At 64.3% G+C, this 25,624-nt stretch carries 23 protein-coding genes; 15 read left to right on the forward strand and 8 right to left on the reverse strand.

Annotated features, from left to right (window positions below):
* Positions 1 to 78: 78 nt before the first annotated feature.
* The 3 genes from LB551_RS17005 (at position 79) to LB551_RS17015 (ending at position 3,824) form a co-directional block, all read left to right on the forward strand.
* Complete coding sequence (locus LB551_RS17005; RefSeq protein WP_140551399.1) at positions 79 to 1,029, forward strand: AEC family transporter; 951 nt, start codon at positions 79 to 81, stop codon at positions 1,027 to 1,029.
* A 229-nt stretch (positions 1,030 to 1,258) separates the two neighbouring features.
* Entirely contained in the window at positions 1,259 to 2,716 is a 1,458-nt protein-coding gene (locus LB551_RS17010; RefSeq protein ID WP_140555081.1) for an NAD-dependent succinate-semialdehyde dehydrogenase, read from the forward strand.
* An 85-nt stretch (positions 2,717 to 2,801) separates the two neighbouring features.
* A complete protein-coding gene (locus LB551_RS17015; protein ID WP_140551401.1) occupies positions 2,802 to 3,824 on the forward strand; it encodes an aldose epimerase family protein in 1,023 nt (340 codons plus the stop codon).
* A 3-nt stretch (positions 3,825 to 3,827) separates the two neighbouring features.
* Here the strand turns inward: LB551_RS17015 and LB551_RS17020 are convergent, their stop codons facing one another.
* The gene (locus LB551_RS17020; protein WP_224659927.1) at positions 3,828 to 4,748 is read right to left on the reverse strand and encodes a sugar kinase; all 921 of its coding nucleotides are present in this window, start codon (positions 4,746 to 4,748) and stop codon (positions 3,828 to 3,830) included.
* Positions 4,749 to 4,900: 152 nt separating this feature from the next.
* Between LB551_RS17020 and LB551_RS17025 the strand changes: the two genes are divergently transcribed.
* Positions 4,901 to 5,350, forward strand: a complete 450-nt coding sequence (locus LB551_RS17025; protein WP_224659928.1) for a FixH family protein — start codon at positions 4,901 to 4,903, stop codon at positions 5,348 to 5,350.
* Between the two features lie 7 nt (positions 5,351 to 5,357).
* The gene (locus LB551_RS17030) at positions 5,358 to 6,557 is read left to right on the forward strand and encodes a cytochrome-c peroxidase (RefSeq protein WP_224659929.1); all 1,200 of its coding nucleotides are present in this window, start codon (positions 5,358 to 5,360) and stop codon (positions 6,555 to 6,557) included.
* A gap of 1 nt (position 6,558) precedes the next feature.
* Here LB551_RS17030 and LB551_RS17035 read toward each other — a convergent pair whose 3' ends face one another.
* Positions 6,559 to 7,011, reverse strand: a complete 453-nt coding sequence (locus LB551_RS17035) for an Lrp/AsnC family transcriptional regulator (RefSeq protein WP_224659930.1) — start codon at positions 7,009 to 7,011, stop codon at positions 6,559 to 6,561.
* 162 nt (positions 7,012 to 7,173) lie between these two features.
* Here LB551_RS17035 and putA point away from each other — a divergent pair, with 162 nt between their 5' ends.
* Positions 7,174 to 10,785: a bifunctional proline dehydrogenase/L-glutamate gamma-semialdehyde dehydrogenase PutA gene (putA, locus tag LB551_RS17040; RefSeq protein WP_224659931.1), complete on the forward strand. Its 3,612-nt coding sequence runs from the start codon at positions 7,174 to 7,176 to the stop codon at positions 10,783 to 10,785.
* Positions 10,786 to 10,813: 28 nt separating this feature from the next.
* Here putA and LB551_RS17045 read toward each other — a convergent pair whose 3' ends face one another.
* The 3 genes from LB551_RS17045 to LB551_RS17055 all read right to left on the reverse strand — a co-directional run bounded on the left by LB551_RS17045 (position 10,814) and on the right by LB551_RS17055 (position 13,872).
* The gene (locus LB551_RS17045; RefSeq protein WP_224659932.1) at positions 10,814 to 11,128 is read right to left on the reverse strand and encodes an antibiotic biosynthesis monooxygenase family protein; all 315 of its coding nucleotides are present in this window, start codon (positions 11,126 to 11,128) and stop codon (positions 10,814 to 10,816) included.
* Between the two features lie 108 nt (positions 11,129 to 11,236).
* Complete coding sequence (locus LB551_RS17050) at positions 11,237 to 11,680, reverse strand: hypothetical protein (protein ID WP_140551407.1); 444 nt, start codon at positions 11,678 to 11,680, stop codon at positions 11,237 to 11,239.
* A 2-nt stretch (positions 11,681 to 11,682) separates the two neighbouring features.
* Positions 11,683 to 13,872, reverse strand: a complete 2,190-nt coding sequence (locus LB551_RS17055) for a TonB-dependent hemoglobin/transferrin/lactoferrin family receptor (protein WP_224659933.1) — start codon at positions 13,870 to 13,872, stop codon at positions 11,683 to 11,685.
* A gap of 199 nt (positions 13,873 to 14,071) precedes the next feature.
* On the opposite strand from LB551_RS17055, the gene hemP reads away from it, so the two are divergent.
* From hemP to LB551_RS17080, 5 genes are read left to right on the forward strand one after another with little or no spacing between them, the layout of a single operon-like run.
* Positions 14,072 to 14,278 carry a hemin uptake protein HemP gene (gene hemP, locus LB551_RS17060; protein ID WP_023757683.1) on the forward strand — a complete coding sequence of 69 codons (207 nt, stop codon included), beginning with the start codon at positions 14,072 to 14,074 and terminating at the stop codon, positions 14,276 to 14,278.
* Between the two features lie 18 nt (positions 14,279 to 14,296).
* On the forward strand, positions 14,297 to 15,358 hold the full coding sequence (locus LB551_RS17065) for a hemin-degrading factor (RefSeq protein WP_224659934.1): 1,062 nt from the start codon (positions 14,297 to 14,299) through the stop codon (positions 15,356 to 15,358).
* Between the two features lie 10 nt (positions 15,359 to 15,368).
* A complete protein-coding gene (locus tag LB551_RS17070) occupies positions 15,369 to 16,277 on the forward strand; it encodes a hemin ABC transporter substrate-binding protein (RefSeq protein ID WP_224659935.1) in 909 nt (302 codons plus the stop codon).
* Between the two features lie 5 nt (positions 16,278 to 16,282).
* The gene (locus LB551_RS17075) at positions 16,283 to 17,383 is read left to right on the forward strand and encodes a FecCD family ABC transporter permease (protein ID WP_224659936.1); all 1,101 of its coding nucleotides are present in this window, start codon (positions 16,283 to 16,285) and stop codon (positions 17,381 to 17,383) included.
* 9 nt (positions 17,384 to 17,392) lie between these two features.
* Entirely contained in the window at positions 17,393 to 18,184 is a 792-nt protein-coding gene (locus tag LB551_RS17080) for a heme ABC transporter ATP-binding protein (protein WP_224659937.1), read from the forward strand.
* A 58-nt stretch (positions 18,185 to 18,242) separates the two neighbouring features.
* On the opposite strand, the gene rirA is transcribed toward LB551_RS17080, so the two are convergent.
* Positions 18,243 to 18,704, reverse strand: coding sequence for an iron-responsive transcriptional regulator RirA (rirA, locus tag LB551_RS17085; RefSeq protein ID WP_140551413.1), 462 nt, complete (start codon positions 18,702 to 18,704; stop codon positions 18,243 to 18,245).
* Positions 18,705 to 19,100: 396 nt separating this feature from the next.
* Here rirA and LB551_RS17090 point away from each other — a divergent pair, with 396 nt between their 5' ends.
* The 3 genes from LB551_RS17090 (at position 19,101) to LB551_RS17100 (ending at position 21,613) form a co-directional block, all read left to right on the forward strand.
* Entirely contained in the window at positions 19,101 to 20,396 is a 1,296-nt protein-coding gene (locus LB551_RS17090) for a DUF445 domain-containing protein (protein WP_224659938.1), read from the forward strand.
* Between the two features lie 71 nt (positions 20,397 to 20,467).
* Positions 20,468 to 20,896: a phasin family protein gene (locus LB551_RS17095; RefSeq protein ID WP_224659939.1), complete on the forward strand. Its 429-nt coding sequence runs from the start codon at positions 20,468 to 20,470 to the stop codon at positions 20,894 to 20,896.
* A 219-nt stretch (positions 20,897 to 21,115) separates the two neighbouring features.
* Positions 21,116 to 21,613 (forward strand): MaoC family dehydratase, encoded by a 498-nt coding sequence (locus tag LB551_RS17100; protein WP_140495716.1) that lies wholly within the window; start codon positions 21,116 to 21,118, stop codon positions 21,611 to 21,613.
* A gap of 67 nt (positions 21,614 to 21,680) precedes the next feature.
* Here the strand turns inward: LB551_RS17100 and LB551_RS17105 are convergent, their stop codons facing one another.
* Complete coding sequence (locus LB551_RS17105; RefSeq protein ID WP_224659940.1) at positions 21,681 to 23,144, reverse strand: MFS transporter; 1,464 nt, start codon at positions 23,142 to 23,144, stop codon at positions 21,681 to 21,683.
* A 130-nt stretch (positions 23,145 to 23,274) separates the two neighbouring features.
* Between LB551_RS17105 and LB551_RS17110 the strand changes: the two genes are divergently transcribed.
* Positions 23,275 to 24,165 carry a LysR family transcriptional regulator gene (locus tag LB551_RS17110; protein ID WP_224659941.1) on the forward strand — a complete coding sequence of 297 codons (891 nt, stop codon included), beginning with the start codon at positions 23,275 to 23,277 and terminating at the stop codon, positions 24,163 to 24,165.
* Positions 24,166 to 24,188: 23 nt separating this feature from the next.
* On the opposite strand, the gene LB551_RS17115 is transcribed toward LB551_RS17110, so the two are convergent.
* Complete coding sequence (locus LB551_RS17115; RefSeq protein WP_224659942.1) at positions 24,189 to 25,589, reverse strand: PLP-dependent aminotransferase family protein; 1,401 nt, start codon at positions 25,587 to 25,589, stop codon at positions 24,189 to 24,191.
* Between the last annotated feature and the right edge of the window lie 35 nt (positions 25,590 to 25,624).

Below are 25,624 nucleotides of genomic sequence, written 5' to 3' on the forward strand. Positions count from 1 at the left end.
GGCGAAGCCCTGCCTGGCATTATCGAAGAAATTCGGGCGCGATTGCGCAGCGACCGTGGCTCGCCTATCCCTGGAAAAATGTCTCCGCTTACCGAAACCGTCCTATTCGTCTTCAGCCTTGTCGCGCTCGGCTACCTCGCCGGGCTCACCGGCTATCTGAAGCCGGCGAGCGGCGAGGGGATAGCCGATTTCGCGGTCAGCGTTGCGATGCCGCTGCTGTTGTTCCAGACGATGGTGAATGCCGATTTCCACGGTGTGGCGCCATGGTCCCTATGGGGAGCCTATTTCGCGGCGGTGGCAATCACCTGGGCCGTCGGCCATGTCGTCACCACGCGGATATTCGGACGGGACGCACGCGCCGGAGTCGTCGGCGGCGTGTCGTCGGCCTATTCCAATGTTGTCCTGCTTGGCGCGCCGTTCATTCTCGGCATATTCGGGCGGGACGGATTCGAGGTGCTGTCGCTCCTGGTTTCCGTGCATCTGCCTGTCATGATGATGGCCTCGATCGTGTTGTTCGAGATGTTCGGCCGCGGCGGCGGCGAGCATGTGCATCCCGTGCGCATCATCCGCAATTTCCTGAGGCGGCTGTTCATCAATCCACTGATCATCGGCATCCTTTTGGGTCTCGCATGGCGTTTCAGCGGCATGCCGCTGCCCGAACTTGTCATGCGGCTGGTCGACGCGCTGGCCGACACCGCCGGGCCGGTGGCGCTGTTCGCCATGGGGCTCAGCCTGCGCCGCTTCGGCATATCGGGCAATGTCCGCCCGGCGCTGGCGCTATCGACGCTGAAGCTGTTCCTGATGCCGGCGCTGGTTCTGATCTTCGTCTGGTTGCTCGGCCTGCCGCCCTTGACCGCCAAGGTAGCGGTCGTGGTGGCGGCGCTGCCATCCGGCATCAATTCCTATCTCATTGCCGTGCAGTTCAACACCGGCCAGGCGCTGGCTTCGAACCAGATGACCATCGCGACCGCGAGCGCGGTCGTCACCACGGCTTTCTGGCTGGCGGTGAGCGTGCACGTCTTCGGCTGACATGAATATGACCAGGGTCTGAGCCGTTCGGCGTGAATCCGGTTGACGCGATGTCTCGGCGGTGAAATCGGGCCCCGGCTCTCGCCTTGTGCTGGCATAACCCCTATATGCCATCTTGCGATTGCTTGCGGGGCTTTCCCTAGGTTAAGAGCAATGGCCCCAGCGCCCGATGCGCTAATCGAAGACATCCAGATAGCGGCCCGTCAGTGCGCCGAACGGAGGCTAGACCATGCTTCAGAAGACCAGCCATTTCATGCGCCAGGCCAATCTCATCAACGGCGAATGGGTACAGGCCGACAGCGGCCAGACGGTCGACGTCACCAATCCGGCAACCGGCCTCAAGATCGGCACCGTGCCCAAGGCAGGCAAGGTCGAGACCCGCCGCGCCATCGAAGCCGCCGACGAAGCTTTCAAGACCTGGCGCAAGACCACCGCGCTCGAGCGCTCAAAGCTGCTGCGCAAGCTGCACGATGCGATGATGGACAATCAGGACGTTCTGGCGGAGCTCCTGACCATCGAACAGGGCAAGTCGCTGTTCGAATCGAAGGGCGAAATCGGCTCGGCCGCCTCCTACATCCTATGGTTCGCCGAAGAGGGCCGTCGCACCTATGGCGATGTCGTGCCGTCGCCATGGGCGGACCGCCGCATCCTGGTCACCAAGGAACCGGTCGGCGTCATCGCCGCCATCACGCCGTGGAATTTCCCGTCCTCGATGCTGGCCCGCAAGCTCGGCCCGGCGCTCGCCGCGGGTTGCACCGCCGTGGTCAAGCCCGCCTCGCAGACGCCTTACTCCGGTCTCGCCTGGGGTGCGCTGGCCGAGGAGGTCGGCTTCCCCAAGGGCGTGATCAACATTCTGACCGGCGCGGCCGGCGAGATCGGCGATGAGATCTGCGCCAATCCGCTGGTCAAGAAGATCACCTTTACCGGCTCGACCGAGGTCGGCAAGATCCTGATCCAGAAGTCGTCCGTCACCGTGAAGAAGGTGTCGATGGAGCTCGGCGGCAATGCGCCGTTCATCGTCTTCGACGACGCCGACATCGACCGCGCCGTCGCCGGTGCGATCACGGCCAAGTATCGCAATTCGGGCCAGACCTGCGTCTGTACGAACCGCTTCCTTGTCCAGGCCGGCGTCTATGACCGGTTCGTCGAGAAGCTGGCTGCGGCCAGCGACAAGCTGAAGGTCGGCTCCGGGCTGGAGGAAGGCGTGCAGCAGGGACCGTTGATCGACGAGAAAGCCGTGGAGAAGGTCGAGGAACTGATCGCCGACGCGACTTCGAAGGGCGGCAAGATCGTCGCCGGCGGCAAGCGCCATGCGCTCGGCGGCTCGTTCTTCCAGCCGACCGTCATCGCCGATGCGACGCCCAAGATGCGCTTCATGAAGGAAGAGATATTCGGGCCGGTGGCGCCCGTCTTCAGGTTCGAGACCGAGGAAGAGGCGATCGCGCTTGCCAACGACACCGAATTCGGCCTCGCCTGCTACTTCTACACCGGCGATCTTGGCCGCGCCTTCCGCGTCATGGAAGGGCTGAAATATGGCATGGTCGGCGTCAATGAAGGCCTGATCACCACGCCGGAAGCTCCATTCGGCGGCGTCAAGGAGTCCGGGCTCGGCAAGGAAGGCGGACATCAGGGCATCGAGGATTACCTCGATACCAAATATGTCTGCATCGGCGGCCTCGGCCTCTGATAGAGTGTCGCCGGGACAGGCAGGCCTATGATCTGCCTGTCCCGGCTACGAAACGGGCCGTCTGGATCAACTGACGTTTGCGGGCATGGCAATGAAGGACGGCGAGGTTTTCGGCACCACCCAGGCGGGCGAACCGGTTCGCCGCTTCACGATCAGAGGCGGCGGGCTTAGCGCCAATATCCTCGGGCTCGGCGCGATCATCCAGGACCTGCGCCTAGCCGGCCACGATGCGCCTCTGGTGCTCGGCTATGACAATCTGTCATCTTATGAAACCGACACGGCTTTCTTCGGCGCGGTCGTCGGCCGCTATGCCAACCGCATCCGCGACGGCCGTTTCACCATCGCCGGCAAGCGCTACCAGACCGAGCGCAATTTTCTCGACAAGCACACGCTGCATGGCGGCTCGCAAGGCTTTTTCCATCGGCCGTGGACGGTTTCGCTGCACGGCCGGGACTTCGTCACGCTGACGCTGCACGATCCCGACGGCACGATGGGCTTTCCTGGTGCGCTCGACGTCACCTGCACCTACCGGCTGAAGATCCCCGGCACGCTCAGCGTCGAGATATCGGCCACATGCGAGGAGCCGACGCTGTGCAATCTCACGCAGCATTCCTACTTCAACCTCGATGATGGGGGGACGGGCGACATCCTCGATCACCGGCTGATGCTCAATGCCGGCGCCTATCTGCCGGTGGATGGCGAAATGATTCCGACGGGTACGGTGAAGCCTGTCGACGGCACGCCTTTCGATTTCCGCCAGGCACGGCCGCTGCGCATGGAGACCGAAGGCGAGCAGCTTGCCTATGACCAGAATTTCTGCCTCGCCTCGGCGCGCGGGCCGCTCAAACAGGCGGCGTGGGTGCAAGGAGCGAGTTCCGGCGTCGAGATGGAACTGTGGACCACGGAGCCCGGCGTCCAGCTCTATACCGGCCAGTATGTGACACCGCGCACGGGGCTGGAGGGGCGAAACCACAAAGCTTTCTGCGGCTTCTGCCTGGAGCCGCAAATATGGCCGGACGCACCGAACCGGCCGTATTTCCCGCAGGCGACGCTGTGGCCGGGCGCGATCTATCATCACGTAACGGAATATCGGTTCCGGCTGCCCTGACCCTCAATCCATCTCGAATGCTGCCCGCAAAGTCTCGAACGGCGCCAACGCGCCGCGCACCCGCACCACGCTGGCCGCGACACGGTGCGCGCGTTTCGCAGCCTCCACGGGGGCGTGTCCGGCGAGACGCGCGGCGAGATAGCCGCCATTAAATGAATCGCCCGCGCCCGTCGTGTCGACGGGCGTGGCCACATGGATCGCATGAACCTCCCGCAGCGTCCCGTCCTCGACGATCAGCGCCGGCTGTTCGCCGTTCTTGACCACGACTTCGCCGACCAGTTGCCCGAGCCGCTCAGCCGTTGCCTGCGGCGCTTCATCGCCGAACAGCATCTGCTCGTCCGGGAAAGTCGGCAATGCGATGTCGGTGACGGCGAGCGCCTCCATGGTCGCGGTTTGCGCCTCCTCGCGATCGCGCCACAGCCGTGGCCGGTAGTTGGGATCGAAGGCGATTAGCGACCCCGCGGATCGCGCCTCGGCCACGGCCGATAGCAACGTGGCGCGCGCAGCGGAGTCCAGAATTCCCAAAGTGATTCCGGAAAAGTAGACAAGCGACTGTTTTTCAAGGCTTTTTGCTAACGCAGCCGGATTGGAGGCAAGCTGCCTGGCAGCCGCATCGCCACGCCAATAGGTGAAGGAGCGCTCAGCGCCGGTCAGCGTGATGGCATAGAGGCCGGGCCGGGCCCCCGGGATAACAGGGCTTTCGCCAATGCCGATGCCGTTGTCCGCGAAGAAGCCGATCTGGTCTTGCGAGAAAGGATCGTCTCCGAAAGCCGACACGTAGGTCGCAGGCCTTCCACTCAGCGCATGCAGGGCCCACAGCGTATTGAACGTGTCGCCGGCAAATCCCATGCGCCAGTTCGAACCCGTTTGGCCCGAAAGCTCGATCATGCATTCGCCGATCGAGGCGACACCTTTGCCGATCATCATCCATTCCCCTGTTACGATGCTGCTGTAGCTTTTTGGAGAGTAGAGCGCCATGGTTGGCAAGGGCGGTTTTTTCCGTCACCGGCGATTCCAACAGGTTTGGCGGGATGCGATCCGTGCGGCAAAACGTTATCCCCTGAAGAGGAACCGGCTTGGCTTCGATATGGCGTTATCTTTTGGCGGGTCTTGGTCTGGCAGCCTTGCTGGCTGGCATCCTGGCAGTGGTCTATCTGACCGCACCGCGAACCGCGCAGGTTGCCGGCCCGGATATCTCCCGAACCAAAAAGACCGAGAACGGGTTGTTCATGGCGAGCTTCGCGCCGGAACGCGGCGTTGTCCGTCAAGGCGAGCTGGAATCCTGGCTGTTGACGTTGAAGACGATAGCCGGGGCGCCGGTGGAAGGGGCCGCCATCGCGGTATCCGGAGGCATGCCGCAACACCGCCACGGCCTGCCGACCAGCCCGCAGGCGACGGACTATCTCGGCGACGGGCGCTATCGCATCGAAGGAGTGAAATTCACCATGAGCGGCTGGTGGCAGCTGCATTTTGCCATCTCCGCGACGGCTGGGTCGGATACGGTCGTCTTCAACGTCGTGCTGTGAGCCGCGGATGAGGCGTCTTGCGCGCTTTTTCGTCTTGATGGCGATGGCCGTTCTTGCCGGCTGCGGCAAGCCGGATTTTTCCGATGCCGAGAAAAAGACCATCGCCTCGCTGGCGCTGTCGAGGCTGCCGGCGCTGAAGCCCGACACCACGAACCGGTTCGCCGATGTCCCGGCCGCTGCTGCCCTTGGTTCGACGCTGTTCTTCGACGCCAGCATGAGTCGCGACGGCACGGTGTCCTGCTCGACCTGCCACAAGATCGACCGGCAGTTTCAGGACGGCCTGCCGCAGGCGGTTGGCGTCGGTCGCACGAACCGGCGTACCATGCCGCTCGCCGGCATCGCGCGCGATCCCTGGTTTTTCTGGGACGGACGGCGCGACAGCATGTGGGCGCAGGCGCTGACGCCGCTGGAGAACCCCCTGGAGCAGGCGGGAAACCGTGCCGCCTATGCGCATTACATCAAGGCGCGCTTCGGCGAACGCTATGAGCGCATCTTCGGCCCGCTGCCCGATCTGTCCGGCATACCAGCCAATGCCAGTCCGCTCGGCAGCGATGCCGAGAAGGCTGCATGGAGCGCCATGAGCGACCAGCAGCGTGACGCGACAAACCGGGTGTTCGCCAACATCGGCAAGGCAATTGCTGCCTTCGAACGCTCGATCGAGCCGCCGCAGACCCGCTTCGACCGGTTCGCGCTGGATCTGGCGACCGGCGCCGAGCCGAAAGGCGACGCCGCCTTCTCCCGAGAGGAAATCCTCGGCCTGAAACTGTTCATCGGCAAGGCCAATTGCGTGACCTGCCACAACGGGCCGCGCTTTACCGACAATGGTTTTCACAACACCGGAGTGCCGCCGGTCAAGGGCCTGCCGCCGGATCGCGGCCGCGTCGATGCGGTGGCCCAAGTTCAGGCCGACCCGTTCAACTGCTTCGGCGCCTACCGCGATGGCGATGTCGGCGCCTGCGGCGAATTGCGGTTCATGGTCAAGGATACGCCGGAATTGGTGCGCGCCTACAAGACGCCTTCGCTGCGTGGCGCGGCGACGCGGCCGCCCTACATGCATGCCGGTCAGTTTGCGTCGCTCGACGAGGTGGTGGCGCATTATGCCAAGGCCGCCCCCAGTATTGAGGGGACATCCGAAATTCATCCGCTGGAGCTGTCGGACCGCGAGCGCGCCGCGCTGGTGGCGTTTTTGAAGACGCTGGCGGAGTAGGCTATCTGTCCTTCACCGTCTCCATCGCCACGAAGGTCGAGGTCTGGGCGACATGGGGCAGGGCGGAGATGCGTTCGCCGAGCACGCGGCGGTAGGCGGCGATGTCCCGGGTCCGTACCTTCAAGAGGTAGTCGAAGCTCGATGCCATCATGTGGCACTGCTCGATCTCGGGCACGGCCTGTACGGCACGGTTGAAAGCATCGAGTGCGGCCGAACGTGTGTCGGACAATTTCACCTGGACGAAGGCGACATGGCCTTCGCCCATGCGCTCGCGGTCGATGATCGCCTGGTAGCCCCTGATATAGCCGTCCTTCTCCAGCCGCTTCACCCGCGCCTGTACCGGCGTCTTGGACAGGCCGACCCTGGCGGCGAGCTCCGACATGGAAAGCCTGCCGTCGCTTGCCAGCGCCGACAGGATGTTCCTGTCGATGCGGTCCAATTGGTCTTCTGTCATCGAAAATGCAGCCTGCTTAAGTAATTTTTGGTCGTATGATAGATCGATCGGACTGCAATGTCGATTTCTTCAGACCACCTAGAATCGACACCTGTGCTAGCTTGCGCCATTCGGTCCGGTGACCGCCGGCCCGCTCCCTTGTGCTTGCCCGTAGGACCCGCCATGCCAGCGCTCGATGCCATCCGCCAGCAAATCCGCGCCAACTATCTGCCCGACGAGGATCAGGCCGTGAAGCGGCTGGCCGAGGCGAGCGGCCTCTCGGTGGAGGACCGCCGGGCGATCTCGGCTCGTGCCGCCGATCTGGTGCGGGCGGTGCGCGGCTCGTCCGATCCGCGGCTGATGGAGGTTTTCCTGTCCGCCTATGGCCTCTCCACCAAGGAAGGCGTGGCGCTGATGTGCCTGGCCGAGGCGCTGCTGCGCGTGCCCGATACCGAGACGATGGACGACCTCATCGCCGACAAGATCGCGCCGCACGATTGGTCTGCGCATTCGGGCGGTTCGAGTTCGATCTTCGTCAATGCCTCGACCTGGGCGCTGATGCTGACCGGCCGCGTGCTTGACGAAGGCGAAGGCGGCATCGAAGGCACGCTGCGCGCCATGGTGCGCAGGCTGGGCGAGCCCGTCATCCGCAAGGCGGTGGCCGCGGCAATGCGCGAAATGGGCGAGCAGTTCGTGCTCGGCCGCACCATCGCCGAAGCCGTCAAGCGCGGCCGGCCGATGACGCAGAAGGGTTATCTCTATTCCTTCGACATGCTGGGCGAGGCGGCTCGCACCGAGGCAGATGCGCTGCGCTACCACAAGGCGTATGCCGATGCCATCTCGTCACTCGATGCGGGTTCAAACGGGCCTGACATCCGCCATAACCACGGCATCTCGGTGAAGCTTTCGGCGCTGCATCCGCGCTACGAGGAAGCGCAGAAGGAAGAGATGCTGCCCGTCATGGCCGAGCGGCTTTTGTCGCTGGCACTCGCTGCGCGTCATTCGCGCATGGGCCTCAACATCGATGCGGAGGAGGCCGACCGCCTCGACCTCTCGCTCGACGTCATAGAGCGCGTGCTTGCCGAGCCGGAGCTCGCAGGCTGGAACGGATTCGGTGTGGTGGTGCAAGCGTATGGACCACGCGCGGCCTTCGTCATCGACTGGCTCTATGCGCTTGCCAGGAAACACGACCGCACCATCATGGTGCGGTTGGTCAAGGGTGCCTATTGGGATACTGAGATCAAGCGGGCGCAGACGCTGGGGCTTGCCGGCTACCCCGTCTTCACCCGCAAGGTCAACACCGACGTTTCTTATCTCGCTTGCGCGAGAAAGCTTTTGTCGATGACCGATCGCATCTATCCGCAATTCGCCACCCATAATGCCCACACTGTCGCCGCCATCCTGTCGATGACGAAGAACCGTGATAGCTTCGAGTTCCAGCGCCTGCACGGGATGGGCGAGGCGTTGCACGAGACGGTGCGCAAGGCCGAAGGCACGCGCTGCCGCATCTACGCGCCTGTCGGCGCGCATTCCGACCTGCTCGCCTATCTGGTGCGCCGGCTGCTGGAGAACGGCGCCAATTCATCTTTCGTCCACCAGCTCACCGACGAGGACGTCGAGCCCGAAGACATTGCGCGCGACCCGATCGAGGCGGTCGAGAACCAGGGCCCCGCCGCCAATCCCGCGATCCCCCGGCCTGCCGTGATCTTCGGTGCCGGCCGCCGCAACTCAAAGGGGTTCGACATCACCGATCCGGTGACGCTGGCGGCGATCGACAAGGAGAGGACAGCCTTCGCGGGCGCCAGCCGCTGGCACGCCAAGCCCATCACCCGCGCCGCCGGCTATGGCGAGCAACGCCCGGTCGTCAATCCGGCCAGGCCTTCGGAAATGGTGGGGACCGTCAGCGAAGCCACCGCCAAGCAGGTGGTAACCGCCGTGCGCATCGCTGTCGAAGCGCAGCCGGCCTGGGCGAAGCGTCCGGTTGCCGAACGTGCCGCCATCCTCAATCGCGCCGCCGACCTCTACGAGGCCAATGCGGTCGAGTTTTTCGCGCTGGCCACCCGCGAGGCCGGCAAATCGCTGGCCGACGGCGTCGCTGAAGTGCGCGAGGCCGTGGATTTCCTGCGCTATTACGCCGCCGAGGCGAGCAATGCCGAGGCGGGCACCGAGGCGCGCGGCGTCATTGTCTGCATCTCGCCGTGGAATTTCCCCCTCGCCATCTTCACCGGCCAGATCGCGGCAGCGCTCGTCACCGGCAATTCGGTGATTGCAAAGCCCGCCGAACAGACGCCGCTGATCGCCTTCCGGGCCGTCGAAATGCTGCGCCAGGCCGGCGTGCCGGAAGACGTCATCCAGCTTCTGCCGGGCGACGGCCCCTCGGTCGGCGGACCGCTGACATCAGATCCGCGCATTGCCGGCGTCTGCTTCACCGGCTCGACCGAGGTCGCCAAGCTGATCGAAAAGCAACTGGCCGAGACAGCCGCGCCCGACGCCATGCTGATCGCCGAGACGGGCGGCCTGAATGCCATGATCGTCGATTCCACCGCACTGCCCGAGCAGGCGGTGCGCGATATCCTCGCCTCAGCTTTCCAGAGTGCGGGCCAGCGCTGTTCGGCGCTGCGCGTCCTCTATGTGCAGAAGGACGTTGAGAAGAAGATGCTGGAGATGCTGAAGGGCGCCATGGAAGCGCTCAAGGTCGGCGATCCCTGGGCTATCTCGACGGATGTCGGTCCCGTCATCGACGACGAGGCGCAGGGTTCGATCCGCGAGTACTGCACCAAAATGGGTCTGCAGGGCCGGCTGATCGCCAAGCTCGAAGCACCCAGGGATGGCCGTTTCGTCGCGCCGCATGTGTTCCGGGTCAAGGGTATCGAGGAGATGGAGCGCGAGGTGTTCGGGCCGGTGCTCCATGTCGCCAGTTTCGACGCCGACGAGATCGACGCGGTGATCGCCGCCATCAACCGCAAGGGCTATGGCCTGACCTTCGGCCTGCACACCCGCATCGAGGGCAGGGTTCAGCACTTCGTCGACGGGATCCATGCCGGCAACATCTATGTCAACCGCAACCAGATCGGCGCGGTCGTCGGCTCACAGCCGTTCGGCGGCGAGGGGCTGTCCGGCACCGGGCCCAAGGCCGGCGGACCGCATTATCTCCGGCGCTTTCGCAAGGGACCGGAGGCAGGTACGCCGCTTGCCGACGGTCACAAGGTGACGGCGACCGAGCTCGCCGACAATCTGCCCGATCCCGCGCTTGGCGGCTGGTCGACGCGGCCGGATCGCGTCGCCATCCTGCGCAAGCACCTGCGCGGCAAAGGTGCCGCGGCGATCGGAGCAGCCGCCGGTATCGATTTCGGCCAGGTCGACCTGCCCGGGCCGACCGGCGAGGCCAATACATTGTCACTGGCGCCGCGCGGCCGGGTGCTTTGCCTGGGACCGGACGGCGACACGCTGCTTGCGCAGACGATCCAGGCGCTCGCCGCCGGCAACGCGGTGCTGGCGGTGGCGCCAGGCGCGCCGGCAGCGCTTTCGGCGCTTACCGGCAAGGGGCTGCCGCTGGCGGCGATCGACGGCCGCCCCGATCCGGTCGAGGCTCGGTCGTTGCGCGTCGACGTCGTCGCCTTCTCGGGGATGCCGGAAGCGGCGCGCATCGTGCGCAAGGTGATCGCCGAACGCTCAGGGCCGATCGTGCCGCTGGTCAGCGAGGTGCTCAATCCCGCGGCCTACGTGCATGAGCGGGCCGTCTGTGTCGACACCACCGCCGCGGGCGGCAATGCCAGCCTGCTTGCGGCGGCGTAAGAACCCTTATCCGGCGGGCGAGGTCGCTTCAGGCGCCCTCGACGACCGAAAAGCCCTCGAATTGGGGATGGCCGAGATAGTGGACCTTCGTCGTGCCGACATTCCTGTGGGCGGCGCGAAAGTTCTCCGACTTGGTCCAGGCGACGAAATCGTCGTGGCTTGCCCAGACCGTGTGCGAGGCAAACAGCGTATAGCCTTCGGTCTCGTTGACCGGGCCACGCAGCAAATGGAACTCCTGGAACCCCTTCATTTCCGCAAGGCTGGAATCGCGATTTTTCCACACGGCCTCGAAATCGGCCTCCGAGCCGTTCTGCACCTTGAAGCGGTTCATGGCGATGTACAATGGAGTTCCTTTCGATTTCCTGGACTGAGACAGGTGGTTCCCGATTGGGCGCGTTCAGAAAGGCCTGGTTGCATGCCGCAGGAATGCCGCACGCAGTCCACACCGTGCTCAGACCCCGAAGGCGATGCTGGTCTTGGCATCTGTCTTGAGTTTTCGCATGCAGGTGTTCGGCTCGACGCCGGTGCCGACGCATTCGGTCGCGCTGTTGATCAGCACGCGGCTGACCTTGGCGCAGTTGGTGCCAGCGAGATCGAAGCGCGTCACCTTCGTCTTGCCGGCCGGCAAGTCCTTGAAATCGAGCACGGTCAGGCGGTCGACGACGCCGGCGTCGTTGAACAGCGCGATCTCGAACGCCGCCCTGGAAAGGTCGGCGCCGAGATTGTTGGTGACCACGAAGGTCAGGCGGCAGCCCTTTTCGGAGGGTTGCGCGCCATTGAGTTCTAGGGCGAGAGCAGGCGCCGGCGCGGACTCTTGTGCCCACGCCGGAACCGCTGCAAGCGACATCGCCAGCGCCGAGGTCAGCAGACGAAGGGATGCCGTCAAGCTCGTCATCATCATCCTCCAAATCGCATCGTTGCCGCCAGCTTCAGCGTTATGCCCGGTTCATAGACCGCGACCGTCGTGCTACCGTTCAACGGGTTGGCGTATTTGACATCGAACAGATTGTCGGCGCGGAAATCAACCTTCAGATTGTCAGTCGCCTGGTAGCTGGCGAAGGCGTTGACCAGCGTATAGTCCTCGGCGATCGGGTTGCCCTTGGGCTTGCCATTGTACTGCACCTCGCCGCCGACAGTGAGTTTGTCCTCGAGGAAGCGCAGGCCGAGCTGCGCGGTGACCTGCGCAGACGGGATCGTGGCAAGGTCCGCCCGATCGCCTTCGTAGGATATGGTGTGGCCATTGATGATGGAGGCGGAAAGTCCGGCGTAGCCCCATGCTGCATCATAAACGCCTTCCATCTCGAAGCCGTTGATCTTTGCCTTGGCGAAGTTCTGGTACTGGAAGCAGATCGGAATGCCCGGCCCGAAGGGGCAGCCGCTGGTCGGGTCGAAGGCCGACAGCGTAACGCCCTCGATATAGTCTTCGACGTCGTTGTTGAAATAGGCGGCCTTCAGCCGAAACGCGTCGCTGGATTCGAGAATGTCGTTCTGCTTGTAGTTGACGCCGAATTCGACGGTCTTGCCGGTTTCAGGTTTCAAATTGGGATTGGGCAGGAACGGGAAGCTCACCCCCGCCGGGTGGTTGCCGCTGATCAGCGTTTCGGTCAGCGACGGCGACCGGTAGCCCTCGGCATAGGTGCCGTAGAATTGCAGGCCGGCAAGGCTGGCGCTTTCGAAAGGTGAAACGCCGACGGTGATGCGCGGCGACAGGCGGTCTCCCGACGCTTCGTGCGTGCCGTCCTTGAGGCTGTAGTTGTCGTAACGCAGCCCGGCGATGACTTCGAGCCAATCCCAACTGAGCTTGTCCTGGACGTAGGCGCCGGAAACATTGCGCTTGCCGGAAGGCGTGTAGAAGCTGTCGCCGCCTGCCGTGCCGCCAGTCTCGACGTCGTCATTCACCCAGTCGCCACCATAGGTCAGTTCATGCGCGAGGCCGCCAGTCTCGAATCGCGACGTGTTCCAGATGTCGATGGCGGTGGTGCCGACATCGAAGGTCGACGTCGAACCCGCCGGCAATATCACGGGAAGGCCGGTGACGGGATCGAAGCGGCGCTGAGGAACAAGACTGGTCAGGTCGAGATTGGTCTTGTTGTAGGAGGTGTTGACGTGGAGGTCGAGCCAGCTCTTGTCTTCGTCCGTGACATTGTAGCGCGCGGTGAAGGTGTTCGACTTCAGGTCGACGTCATTGGCCGGCATGCCGCCGCTGATCTCGTTCCAGCCGTCGCTTGAACCAACCCAGCCGAGCTTCAGTTCGCTATTGTCGCTCGGGCGGATTGTGGTCTTGAGCAATCCGCTCAATACGTCGAAGCCGGTGCCCTTGACGGTGTCGCCGCCGCCATCCTTGTAGTCGTCATAGTCGCGGTAGACGATGTTGCCCAGCGCATCCCAGTTCTCGTTGAAGCGATAGGCGCCGGACGCGCTGGTGGTCCAGCCCTTGCCGTTGGTCTCGTAGCGTCCGGTGACGGATCCAGCCCATGTCTCATCCGGCTTGAGGAAGTCCTGGGCATCCTTGGTGTCGAAGAAAACCACGCCGCCGATCGCGCCCGAGCCATAGGTGTTGGCGACGGGACCACGGATGACGTCGACGGATTTGATAAGTTCGGGGTCAACATAGAAGGTCGATTGGGTTCCGTGATCGGAACGCTGGAAGTTCTGCCGCGCGCCGTCGACTATGACCGCGACGCGGCCGAAATCCTGCAGGCCGCGGATGTTGACGCTGGTGCTGACGCGCCTGGCATCGGCCTGCGCCGCGACGCCGGGCACGCCGAACAGTATTTCGTTCGGCGTCGTCGCCATGCGGCGGTCGAGCTGTTCCTGGTCGACATGGCTGGCCGAGGCCAGCGATTGGATCGCCGTTTCCCCCGTGCGGCTGATGACCAGGACCTTGTCGAGCAGCGTTGCGCCCGCCGGCGCCGGCTTTTCCTGCTCAGCCTGCTTCGATTGATCGGCCTGCTCTCCCGCCGCCTGTGCCGATTGCTGAGCGTTGGCGGGTGGCACGAACAAGGCAATCGCCGCCACACCCGCCAGCAAAGCCGCTGCACCGTTCGCCGCCGACCAGCCGCGCCGTTCCCAAATCGCTAACCCCATGTGCCCCAACTCCAAATTCCAGGTTGATGCGGGCTGGCCTGGGGCTGGCTGGCATTTGTGATCGTATTCAGCGTCTTAAATCTTGACTCATTTAATCCGGTATTGCACTGACTAGTAAACATGATTATTCGAGTCAAGAATGAATCGGATTACGCAAACGCCTAGCCAGACGCCCGGCACAGGAAAGGGATCGATCCACATGAACACGCACAATCCCAACGACTTCCGCTATCGCGTCCGCCGTTCCGACGATGCTTCCGCCCGCTTCGACCGCGTTCCGCTCGCGGTGCGGACGCTGTCGAGCAACACGCTGTTCCAGGGCGAGCACGAGATCGGCATCGAGCATCACGGCGCGCTCTACCGGCTCAAGATCACCCGCCAGGGCAAGCTTATCCTCAACAAGTAAGCGTAAGGGATCAGGACAATGGACCAGCGCGTAAAACCCGCCCCGCATGAAATCCGGCGGGCGCGGACGGACAATCCGAAAACGCGCGAGCGCGATCTGGCCGCGCAGCTTGGCATTTCGGAGGCCGAGCTGGTCGCCGCGCATTGCGGCGACGGCGTCGTTCGCGTCGAGCCGCGCGTCAACGACCTCCTGACCGGCCTCGAAGCCGTCGGCGAGGTGATGGCGCTGACCCGCAACGAAAGCGCCGTGCATGAGAAGATCGGCGTCTACGACAAGGTCGTCACCGGCAATCACAATGCCATGGTGCTGGGCGAGAACATCGACCTGCGCATTTTCCCGAAAATCTGGGCGCACGGCTTTGCCGTGGAAAAGCGCGACGGCGACGACATCCGCCGCAGCCTGCAATTCTTCGACGCGGCGGGCGAGGCGGTGCACAAGGTGCATCTGCGGCCGGGATCCAATCTCTATGCCTATCAGAAACTGGTCGCTTCGCTGGAATCGTCGAACCAGGGACCACTAGTCGCCATTTCGGGGCCTGCCGCCGAGAACGAAGGCGAGGCGGCGGCAACGACCGCGAATCTCGACGATCTGCGCGATCGCTGGAGCCGGCTGACCGACGTGCATCAGTTCTTCGGCATGCTGAAGACGTTGAAGCTCAGCCGCCGCCAGGCTGTGCGCATGGTGGGCCAGGACTACGCCTGGCTGCTCGACAATGATGCGGTGAGAGCCATGTTCAATCATGCCGCCGCGGGCGAGATGCCGATCATGTGCTTTGTGGGAAACCGCGGCTGTATCCAGATCCATTCCGGTCCGGTCAAGTCGATCAAGCCGATGGGGCCATGGATCAATGTGCTGGACGAGACCTTCCATCTGCACCTGCGCACCGACCACATTCATGAGGTCTGGGCCGTGCGCAAGCCGACCAAGGACGGTCATGTCACGTCGCTGGAGGTCTACGACGCCGTCGGCAACATGATCATCCAGTTCTTCGGCAAGCGCCATGAAGGAGAGGGTGAGCGCGACGACTGGCGCTTCCTGGCCGAGAACCTGCCGCGCATTCCAAGCCCGACGGCAGCCTGAGGAAACGATGATGGGTCTTCTCACCGGATTGACGGCCGCGCGCGGATCGATGCTTGGCCCGATGCTCGGCTTTTCCCTTGCCCTCGGCGCGCTGCAGCCGGCCGACGCCAGCGACGGTGTCTCCGTCTTCGCCGATCCCACCAGGATCGCGTCCATCGGCGGCTCGATCACCGAGATCGTCTACGCGCTCGGCGAGGAAAAGCATCTTGTGGCGCGCGATTCCACCAGCCGCTATCCGAAAGCCGCTCTCGACCTGCCGGATGTCGGCTACATGCGTCAGCTGTCGCCGGAGGGTGTGCTGTCGGTCAACCCTTCGGGCATGCTGGCGCTGCACGGCAGCGGCCCCAAGGAGGCGCTCGATGTGCTGAAGAAGACGAGCATCCCCTTCATCGAGGTGCCTGACCGGTACGACCGTGAGGGCATCCTCGAAAAGGTCCGCGTGGTCGGCAAGGCGCTCGGCGCCGACGCCAAGGCCGAAGCGCTGGCCAGGGAGATCGATGCCAAGCTGCAGGCGGCGGAAAAGCAGATCGCCTCGATCAAGCAGCGCAAGCGCGTGCTGTTCGTGCTGTCGATGCAGGGCGGCAAGATCATGGCGGCCGGCAGCGACACCGCGGCCAACGGCATCATCAAGCTGGCCGGCGGCGTCAACGCGATCGAGGGCTTCTCCGGCTACAAGCAACTGTCCGACGAGGCTGTCGTCACCGCCAGGCCGGACGCGATCCTGATGATGAGCAATGCCGGACCGCCGGTAGCGGACGACGAACTGTTCGGCAATGCGTCGATCGCCTCGACGCCGGCCGGAACGGCGCGCAAGCTGATCCGCATCGACGGCGGGTATCTGCTCGGCTTCGGACCACGGACGGCCGACGCCGTCCACGACCTTACCGTCGCGCTCTATGGCACGCAGATTACGGACTGAGCGGCATGGTCGACCAGTCGATCGCCAGGCCGGCGGAAAGGAAGATGGCCAGCGACGGTGACCGTTCCGGGCGCGCCCGTCTGGTCATCGCGCTCGCCTGCGTCATGCTTGCGGCAGCGGTATTGCTGTCGCTGACCTCCGGCGCCTCGGATGCGTCCGCCGTCAAGGTCGTCGGCGACTGGCTGTTCGGCGCAGCGCCTGGCGACGCGGCGATGAGCGCGCGAGATCGCCTCATCGTCTATGACATAAGGCTGCCGCGCGTCGTGCTCGGCGTGCTGATCGGGGCCGCCCTCGCGGTGTCCGGCGCGGTCATGCAGGGGCTGTTCCGCAATCCGCTTGCCGACCCCGGACTTATAGGCGTTTCGGCGGGCTCCAGCCTCGGCGCGGTGGCCGTCATCGTGCTCGGCGCGACCGTGCTGTCCCCGGTGACCGCCTGGTTGGGCGCGCTGGCCCTTCCTCTGGCGGCCTTCGGCGGTGGTTTGTCGGTGACGTTGCTGCTCTACAAGGTCGCGACGCGGCAGGGCCGCACATCCGTCGCCACCATGCTGCTTGCCGGCCTGGCGCTGGCCGCGCTTGCCATGGCCCTGACAGGCATCCTGATCTTCATGGCCGACGACCGGCAATTGCGCGACCTGACCTTCTGGCAACTCGGCTCGCTGGCCGGTGCGACATGGCAGAAGATCGGCTCAGTCGGCCCGGTCATCGTGCTTTCGCTGGCGGCGATGCCGTTCCTGGCACGCGGCCTGAATGCGCTGGCGCTGGGCGAGGCGACCGCCGGCCATCTCGGCATTCCGGTGCAGCGGCTTAAGTACACGGCCATCGTCGGCGTCTCGGCGGCGGTCGGCGCGTCCGTCGCGGTCAGCGGCGGTATCGGTTTCGTCGGCATCGTGGTGCCGCATCTGCTGCGCCTGCTGATCGGCCCCGACAATCGCTATCTGCTGCCGGCCTCGGCGCTGCTCGGCGCCTCGCTGCTGCTTTTGGCCGACGCGGTCGCGCGCACCATTGTTGCGCCCGCAGAACTGCCGATCGGCATCGTCACGGCGATCGCCGGGGCGCCGTTCTTCCTCTGGATTCTGCTGCGCAAGCGCGGCGTCATCGACCTTTAGGGATGTTTCATGATCGAAGCGCGCGATGTTTCGGTGGCGATCGGCAGGAAAGGCATCGTCGCCGGCGTCGATTTCGAGGTCAGGCCGGGTGAAATTTCGGCCATTGTCGGGCCCAATGGGTCGGGCAAGACGACCTTCCTCAAGGCGCTGTCGGGGGAACTCCCGCATACTGGCCGGATTGCCATCGACGGCCGCGAACTCTCGACCATGACGCCAGTCGAGGCGGCGACGCTGCGCGCGGTGCTGCCGCAGGCGACGACCCTGTCGTTTCCCTTTACCGTGCGCGAGATTGTCAGGCTCGGCCTTGTCGGAGGCCGCTCGGGTGTGCTGCCGGGCGAGGACGAACGCCTGCCGGAACGGGCGTTGGCGCGTGTCGACCTCGCCGGTTTCGCCGGTCGCTTCTACCAGGAGCTTTCCGGCGGCGAGCAGCAGCGCGTTCAACTCGCCCGGGTGCTGTGCCAGGTCTGGGCGCCGATGCTCGACGGCAAGCCGCGCTATCTGTTCCTGGACGAGCCGGTGTCCAGCCTCGACATCAAGCACCAGTTGATCATCATGAACATCGCCCGCGACTTCGCCAGAAGGGGCGGCGGCGTGATCGCCATCCTGCATGATCTCAACCTGACGGCGATGTATGCCGACCGTATTTTCGTCATGCACCGCGGCCGGCTTGCCGCCACCGGTTCGCCGCAGGATGTGCTGAGCGACGATCTGATCGAAAGGGTGTTCGGTTGCCGCTTGAGGGTCGGAGTCCTGCCGGCCGGCAATACACCGTTCGTGCTGCCGCAATCGTCGGTCAGTTGATATTCAGGCGAGGCGCAAATAGCCTAATCTCGACCTGCCGAGCAATATCGCGATGTGGTCAGGCCGCCGGCGCACGGCGCTCTAACATGTCGATGCCGAGCAGGCTGCGCACGTTCGGACGCGCCGCCACGAGATCGGCGATCGTATAGCGGGCAAGCACGGCGAAGAAGGCGTTGAGCGCTTCGCGCAACGCCGAATTCAGCGCGCAGCTGTCGACCAATGGGCACTCCGCGGCGTCGTTCTCGAAGCACTCAGCCATGGCGAAGCTTTCCTCCGTCACGCGCACGACGTCGAACAGGCTGATCGATTCCGCGGCACGGCCAAGCCTGACGCCGCCATTGCGGCCGCGCACCGTCTCGACAAGGCCATTCTCGACCAGCGGCTGGAGGATCTTGAACAGGAAAAGCTCCGACACCGAATAGGCGGCGGCGATCTCGGGAATGCGGCTCAGCCGATCGGTATTGGCGGCGCAATACATCAGGATGCGCATGGCATAATTGGTCTGGCGGGTAAGCCGCATCTTGTCCTCACAAAGCGCTGGCGAGCTGCGATCACGCCGGATTGGAACTTTGCTGGTGCGGCATTGCTCCGAGCGTTCGGATTCGCCACACCGGCCCCTGCGGAATATGGCCTATACCTTGGAATAATTCCAGACTAGCCTCGCATAATAGCTGAACATTCTCGTCAACTTTGTGTGCGCCACGCAGCAAGACGCGGCCGATTCGGCTGTCACGCGCATTTCCTCGGGTGAAACACCAGAGCGGTCCAACGTTTGGCAGAATGGTCGACCGCTCCAACTCTTTGTTTTTACGCAATTCCCTTGGGAAAGCGCCACGCGCTTTTCCCAGGAACACCATGACACACCCTTTCCTGGAATGCTCTAATAGGCCCGAGATCGACGAGGAGCGGCTCCGACATGTCACAACCAGCCACGGTCCTGGCTTCCGCCGGATATGATGCCGACTCGCGTGCCAAGCTTGCCATGCTGCGGCGGACCAAATTCGTCGCCACGTCGGCACTTGCGCTTTGCGTCGCAGTGTTCGCCCTGGCCAAGTCCTTCGAGGGCACACATCCATGGCTCGGCTTCGTCGCCGCCTTTGCCGAGGCGGCGACCATTGGCGGCCTGGCCGACTGGTATGCTGTGGTCGCGCTATTCAAGCGGCCTCTCGGTCTGCCGATCCCGCACACCGCAATCATCCCCGAGAACCAGAACCGCATCGCCGACAATCTCGGCCGTTTCATCGAAGTCAATTTCCTTGCCCCCGAGCCGGTGCGCGAAAAGCTGGCCGAGGTCGATTTCTCGGCGCTTGTCGCCGACTGGCTGGCCGATTCCGAGCGCGCCGAGGGCCTGTCGCGTTTCGTCGTGCGGCTGATTCCGCAGACACTTGCCGCCGTCGAGCAATCGGGGCTGCGCGGCTTCGTCACCAGCCGAATGCTGGAACAGATCGAAAAAGTGCCGCTGGCGCCCCTGGCGGCCGAATTGCTCTCGGCCCTGACCGACGATCGCCGTCACCAGAGGCTGTTCGATGAGTTCATCAAGGTGATCGGCCGATTCCTCAACGATGAACAGGCGCTGACGACCATGCGCGAAAAGATCCGCGAGGAACTGCCGTCGCTGTTCAACCTGTTCCGGGCCGACGCCTATCTCCTGAAGAAGATCGTCGCCTCGGCCGGTTCGCTGCTCGACGAGGTGAGAGCCGATCCCGACCACCCGATGCGCGCCGAATTCGACCGTTTCGCGCAGGGCTTCGTCGAGCGGCTGAGAGCGTCGAAGCAATATGCAAGGCGCGCCGAGAAGCTGAAGCGCGATTTCCTCGCCAGGCCGGAAGTCAAGGCGCTGGCCGGCGACATGTGGGAAAGTCTCAGCCTGTTCATCGGGCAGGATGCCAAGGCGCCGCAATCGATCATCCGCGCGCATCTTGCCAACATGTTCGTCGAGGTCGGCAGGCATCTGGCCGGAGACGCCAAGATCAGGGCCGACATGAACCAGGGATTCGTGGTGGCGCTGTCCTCTTTCGTCGAGAGCCAGAAGGGCGGCGTATCGAAATTCATCGCCGACCAGGTCAAGCGCTGGGACCTGGCGCAACTGACGCGGTTGATCGAGATGAACATCGGCCGGGACCTGCAATATATCCGCTTCAACGGCATGATCATCGGCGGTCTGGCCGGCATCGCGCTTTACACCGCGGAGCGGCTGTTTCTCGTCAATTGACGGGCGCACGCCATGCCCTATTCTCATGGGGCCGGGCATCAGCAGTCGCGGCAACAGGGGAGCAGATGAGCGTGGCCAAACGACCGGATTCCGATTCCTTCACGGACATGTTCGGCCGGTTCGGCCGTGACCTGAAACTGCCCAATGTCGATGTCGAGGCGATCCTCGCGCACCATCGCAAAAATCTTGAAGCGTTGGAGAAATCGGCGCGGGCAAGTGCCGCCGGCGCGTCGTCGCTGTTTTCCAGGCAACGCGAGATGCTTCAGGACACGCTGCGCGAAATCGCCGACATGACGCAAGGCTACAGAGCGCCGGGCACGCCGCAGGACCTGATGGCCAAACAGACTGAGTTCGCCAGGAAATCCTTCGAGACCACGCTGAAGAATGCCAGCGAAGTGGCCGAGCTGGCCAGGAAATCCGGCACCGAATCGGTCAACATCCTGCGCATGCGCATCAAGGAGGCGATGGAGGAAATCCGCGCCGGCTTCGAGAAGAAGTAGCTCGCGTGCCAAAGACTGATTGCCTGCCAGCCCTGCGCTCGGCGAAGGTTTGTTCGCATGCTCTCTCATCGGCCCGCCACGCTGTTGCACCGGGCAAATACGGCTTGACGCGATGCCAGGATTCACGTCGATCCTGGGGGAACGGAATCATGCAGGGCGAATTGACAGGAGCCGCCGGTTCGTGGTCCGGAAGCGTTGGAAGCCATCGGGAAAACAGGAATGACCGAAATACGGCCTAAGACGCCGCCTACCTACGAGCAGTTGAGGACGATGTCCGGGCAGGAGCTCGGCGTCTCGGAATGGACGACAGTCGACCAGAACCGTATCAACCAGTTCGCCGAATGCACTGGCGACCATCAGTGGATCCATGTCGACCCCGAACGGGCGCGGCGACAAAGCCCATTCCGCACGACGATCGCGCATGGCTACCTGACGCTGTCGATCATCGGCGCGCTGGCGCTCGGCATGGGAATCGTGCCCGAGAACACGCAGGCCGCCTTCAACTACGGCTTCGACAAGGTGCGGTTCCTGGCGCCGGTCAAGGTCGGCGCACGCATCCGGCTGCGCACCACGCTGCTGTCCATGGAGGACCGGGGACCGGGTCAATACCTGATGAAGGCTGCCAACACCGTCGAGATCGAAGGCGAGGAAAAGCCGGCGTTGACGGCCGAAACGCTGGTCATGCTCTATGAGCGCCGCAAGCGGGCAGGGGCCTGAACGGGAGTCCGTCAGGCCCCTGAATTGATCTTTGTCAGGGTTCTTTGCCTGCCGGCTCGGCAAAAGGCTAAGCGCGCATTTCGGGCGCAGCGCGGCCGACGGCGCGAGCCGAAACCAGCGCCAGCACCAGCGCCGCCAGCGTCAGGGCCGTTGCCGTCTGGAAGGTCACCTGCATTCCGCTGGCCGCCGCCGCTGACGTCAGCATGCTCTGGCCGATGCCTTCGCGTCCTCCGGCTGATGCGGCGGCGAATATGGCGCCCATCACCGAGGCGCCCGTAATGAGGCCAAGGTTGCGCGACAGGTTGAGCAGGCCGGAGATGAGGCCGCGTTGACCGGCGCCGACGCTGCCCATGACGGCGGCATTGTTCGCCGTCTGGAACAGGGCATAGCCGAAGCAGGTGACGGTGATGGGGACGACATAGCTGGCGATGCCGAGTGCCGTCATTGCCAGGGACAGGAGGAACGTGCCCGTGGCAAGGCCAAGCAGGCCCGCGACCATCATCCTTTTGGCTCCGAAGCGATCGGCAAGGCGTCCGGCCAGCAACGCCGACAGCGCAGAGACCAGCGGGCCTGTCGAGAGCACCAGTCCGACGTTTGCCGCGTCCAGTCCGAGCCCGCGCGAGAGATAGAACGGCGCAACCACCAAGGTCGCCATCATTACCGTGGCGACGATCAGGTTCATGGCCAGGCTCGCGCTCAGCGAGAGATCACGGAAGGCGGAAAGCTCGACCAATGGGTTTTTCGCCATCCTTTGCGCCGTCGCGAACAGGAAGATGCCGATGCCAGCCGCGACCAGCAGGCCGATATTGATGAGCCCGAAACTGCCTCTACCCAGTGTCATCGCCATCGCGTAAGCCGCCAATGCCAAGGCCAGCAGGCCCGTGCCCAAACCATCGAAGCTGGCTTGACCGGTCCGCGTCATCCGATTGCCGGCAGGCAAAGCGCGCCAGGCCATGGCAAAGGTCAGGACGCCGAGCGGCACATTGACCAGGAAGATCGAACGCCAGCCGAGAGCGGCGATCAGCAGGCCGCCCAAGGAAGGGCCGAGCGTGGTGCCGATGGCCGACATGGCGCCCAGCAGGCCCATGGCGCTGCCGGTTCTGGCCTTGCTCACCGTCTCGGCGACAAAGGCCAATGTCAGCGCCATCATCAGCGCCGCGCCAAGCCCTTGCACCGCCCGCGCCGCGATCAGCAGCCACAAAGCCGGCGAGAGGCCGCAGAGCACCGACGCCGATGTGAACAGCGCGATGCCGAAAAGCAGCAGCGGCCGCCGCCCGAGCATATCGGCGAGGCGCCCGGCACTGACGATCAGAATGGTGATCGCGAGCAGATAGGCGAGCACGACCCATTGTACCTGTTGGAACGAAGCGTCGAATGCCTGCATCAGCGAGGGAAGGCCGACACTGGCGATGCTGGTGCCGAGCGACGACAGCAGCGTGGCCAGCGACAGGCTCGCCAGCGCCCATCCAGCCGATCCTCGCTGTTGCGGCGCTGATATCAGTACATCCCGATCTTGCTCCGCGATTGCCATGGCGATCTCCTTTCTGCACGCTCCGGAAACCGGAGCCGCCGGAGATCTAATCTTGCGGCTGATATGGCGGAAGACGCAGCATTTGCATGATATCAGTGCACTGAACGCCACATCATGTTATAACCCACCGATGACATCGCCCGATCTCAACCTGCTCGTCGCCCTCGATGTCCTGCTGGCCGAAGGCAGTGTGGCGCGGGCCGCGACGCGGTTGCGGCTCAGCCCCTCGGCGATGAGCCGCACGCTGGCACGCCTGCGCGCGGCGACGGGAGATCCGCTGCTGGTGCGCGCCGGTCGCGGCCTGGTCCCAACGCCACGCGCGCAGGAACTGCGCCAAAAGGTCGGCCGAGTGGTTCAGGATGCGGAAACGCTGCTGCGCCCGGCCAGACTGCTCGATCTGCCAGGCCTGGGGAGGACCTTCACGCTGCGCACCAATGAAAGCTTCGTCGAGGAGTTCGGACCGCGGCTGATCGCCCGCATCGAGGCCGACGCGCCGGGCGTAAGGCTGCGTTTCGCGCCGAAGTCGGACAACGATATGGCGTCACTGCGCGAAGCGGCGATCGATCTGGAGGTAGGCGTGGCCGGTGAAAGCGGGCCGGAGGTGCGCATCCAGGCGCTTTTTCGCGACCGTTTCATCGGCGCCGTGCGCAACGACCACCCGCTGGGCCAGGGCGCGATGACGCCGGAACGCTATGCGGCTGGCCGCCACATCAATGTTTCGCGGCGGGGCCGCGAAAGAGGACCGATCGACGAAGCCTTGAGCCGGCTCGGATTGCAACGGACGGTCGTGTGCATGGCTTCCGGTTTTTCGGCCGCGCTCGCCATGGCGCGCGCCTCGGACCTGATCGCCAGCGTGCCCGAGCGGCATACGCAAGGCGCGCGCGCCGGCATGCAGAGCTTCTCGCTGCCGGTCGACATCCCGGCGGTCACCATTTCCATGCTCTGGCATCCGCGGCTCGATGCCGATCCGGCGCAGCGCTGGCTGCGCGGTTGCGTGCGCGAGATTTGCATGAAGTCCTGATCGCGCAAGCCTCGCCGCGGCCTTCAGCGCGGCATGGCAGCCTCCAGCGTCCGGAAGATTCGCTCGTCTTCGCACTGGGCAACATTGAAGCGCAGGAAGCGGCTGGCCGATTGCGACAGGCTGAACGCGTTGCCGGGCGCCAGCACGACATTGGCCGCAAGCGCGCGGCGGGCAACCTCGGCTGCGTCCACTGCATCCGGCAGGCTGCACCAGAGGAACAGGCCGGCGGGCTGCTCGATCCAGGGCGTGATGCCGATCGCCTTCAGCCGGGCGCCTGTCTCGCCCATGGCACGCGAAAGCCGGGCGCGCAGCAGATCCATATGCTTGCGATAGCTGCCATCCCTGAGCAGGGTCAGCACCAATTCGGCCGCGAGCCGCCCGCCGCCGAAGGTGGTGGCGATCTTGAGGTCGGCCAGCCCTTCCATCCAGTCACGGGGCGTGGCGATGAAGCCGCAGCGTATCGAGGCCGAAAGCGTCTTGGAGAAACTGCCGATATGGACGACACGCTCGAGACCGTCGAAAGCCGCGAGCCTTGGGGCAGGGGTATGTTCGAAATCGGCGAAGATGTCGTCCTCGACGATGGTCAGGTCCGATTGATCGGCGAGCTTGAGCAGCCGGTGCGCGGTGACCGGCGATAGGATCGCGCCGGTCGGGTTGTGGATGGCGGAATTGGTGATGTAGAGGCGCGGCCGATGCTCGGCCAGCGCCTGCGCGAACAAGTCGATATCCGGTCCCGATGGCGTGTAGGGGACGCTGACGACCTTGGCCTGATGGGCGCGCAACAGCGCGTGGAAATTGAAATAACAGGGATCGTCGACCAGCACCGTATCGCCGGGTTCGAGCAGGAAGCGGCACAGGAGATCGATGGCCTGCGTGCCCGATTCCGTCAGCATGATCTGTTCGGGGGAAGCCTCGATGCCATGCGTGGCCATGCGCCGCGCCAGCAATTGGCGCAGCGGCGGCAATCCGAGCGGCGTGCCGTAGTCGGCGAGCGCCACATCATCGGCGCGCGCCACCGTGCGCAGCGCGCGGCGCAGCGCCGCCTGCGGCATCCACGAGGCGGGCAGCCAGCCGCAGCCGGGCTTCAGCATATCGTCGCCCGCTTCCAGCGACTGCCGAGAAACCCAGAGCGGATCGACGGCGCGGTCGAGCCGGGGGCCGATCTCGGCCAGCGACAACGGCGCCAGCGATCCGGCGGCATAGAAGCCGGAGCCTGGCCGGGAACGGATCGCGCCTTCCGCAGCCAGGCGTTCATAGGCCTCGACCACCGTGGATTTGGAAACCTGCATGGATTTCGCGAAGGCGCGGATCGAGGGCAATTGGGCGCCGGGCGTGAGGCTACGCGCGGCAATTCGCTGGCGGATGGTGGACATGATGCCTTCGACAAGGGTTCCGCTGTTGTCGAACCTCGCTGATTCGTCCATCTGTACCTTCCGACAAACCATGACAGTTTTGTTGA

Origin of the sequence: Mesorhizobium sp. BR1-1-2 (assembly GCF_020165435.1) — a bacterium.
GTDB lineage: Bacteria > Pseudomonadota > Alphaproteobacteria > Rhizobiales > Rhizobiaceae > Mesorhizobium.

What these genes read in the sequence shown, in the direction of transcription:
- LB551_RS17005 (WP_140551399.1), top strand. Translation starts at nt 79, where the DNA reads ATGTCTCCGCTTACCGAAACCGTCCTATTCGTCTTCAGCCTTGTCGCG.
- LB551_RS17010 (WP_140555081.1), top strand. Translation starts at nt 1,259, where the DNA reads ATGCTTCAGAAGACCAGCCATTTCATGCGCCAGGCCAATCTCATCAAC.
- LB551_RS17015 (WP_140551401.1), top strand. Translation starts at nt 2,802, where the DNA reads ATGGCAATGAAGGACGGCGAGGTTTTCGGCACCACCCAGGCGGGCGAA.
- LB551_RS17020 (WP_224659927.1), bottom strand. Translation starts at nt 4,748, where the DNA reads ATGATCGGCAAAGGTGTCGCCTCGATCGGCGAATGCATGATCGAGCTT.
- LB551_RS17030 (WP_224659929.1), top strand. Translation starts at nt 5,358, where the DNA reads ATGAGGCGTCTTGCGCGCTTTTTCGTCTTGATGGCGATGGCCGTTCTT.
- LB551_RS17035 (WP_224659930.1), bottom strand. Translation starts at nt 7,011, where the DNA reads ATGACAGAAGACCAATTGGACCGCATCGACAGGAACATCCTGTCGGCG.
- putA (WP_224659931.1), top strand. Translation starts at nt 7,174, where the DNA reads ATGCCAGCGCTCGATGCCATCCGCCAGCAAATCCGCGCCAACTATCTG.
- LB551_RS17050 (WP_140551407.1), bottom strand. Translation starts at nt 11,680, where the DNA reads ATGACGAGCTTGACGGCATCCCTTCGTCTGCTGACCTCGGCGCTGGCG.
- LB551_RS17055 (WP_224659933.1), bottom strand. Translation starts at nt 13,872, where the DNA reads ATGGGGTTAGCGATTTGGGAACGGCGCGGCTGGTCGGCGGCGAACGGT.
- hemP (WP_023757683.1), top strand. Translation starts at nt 14,072, where the DNA reads ATGAACACGCACAATCCCAACGACTTCCGCTATCGCGTCCGCCGTTCC.
- LB551_RS17065 (WP_224659934.1), top strand. Translation starts at nt 14,297, where the DNA reads ATGGACCAGCGCGTAAAACCCGCCCCGCATGAAATCCGGCGGGCGCGG.
- LB551_RS17070 (WP_224659935.1), top strand. Translation starts at nt 15,369, where the DNA reads ATGGGTCTTCTCACCGGATTGACGGCCGCGCGCGGATCGATGCTTGGC.
- LB551_RS17075 (WP_224659936.1), top strand. Translation starts at nt 16,283, where the DNA reads ATGGTCGACCAGTCGATCGCCAGGCCGGCGGAAAGGAAGATGGCCAGC.
- LB551_RS17080 (WP_224659937.1), top strand. Translation starts at nt 17,393, where the DNA reads ATGATCGAAGCGCGCGATGTTTCGGTGGCGATCGGCAGGAAAGGCATC.
- rirA (WP_140551413.1), bottom strand. Translation starts at nt 18,704, where the DNA reads ATGCGGCTTACCCGCCAGACCAATTATGCCATGCGCATCCTGATGTAT.
- LB551_RS17090 (WP_224659938.1), top strand. Translation starts at nt 19,101, where the DNA reads ATGTCACAACCAGCCACGGTCCTGGCTTCCGCCGGATATGATGCCGAC.
- LB551_RS17100 (WP_140495716.1), top strand. Translation starts at nt 21,116, where the DNA reads ATGACCGAAATACGGCCTAAGACGCCGCCTACCTACGAGCAGTTGAGG.
- LB551_RS17105 (WP_224659940.1), bottom strand. Translation starts at nt 23,144, where the DNA reads ATGGCAATCGCGGAGCAAGATCGGGATGTACTGATATCAGCGCCGCAA.
- LB551_RS17110 (WP_224659941.1), top strand. Translation starts at nt 23,275, where the DNA reads ATGACATCGCCCGATCTCAACCTGCTCGTCGCCCTCGATGTCCTGCTG.
- LB551_RS17115 (WP_224659942.1), bottom strand. Translation starts at nt 25,589, where the DNA reads ATGGACGAATCAGCGAGGTTCGACAACAGCGGAACCCTTGTCGAAGGC.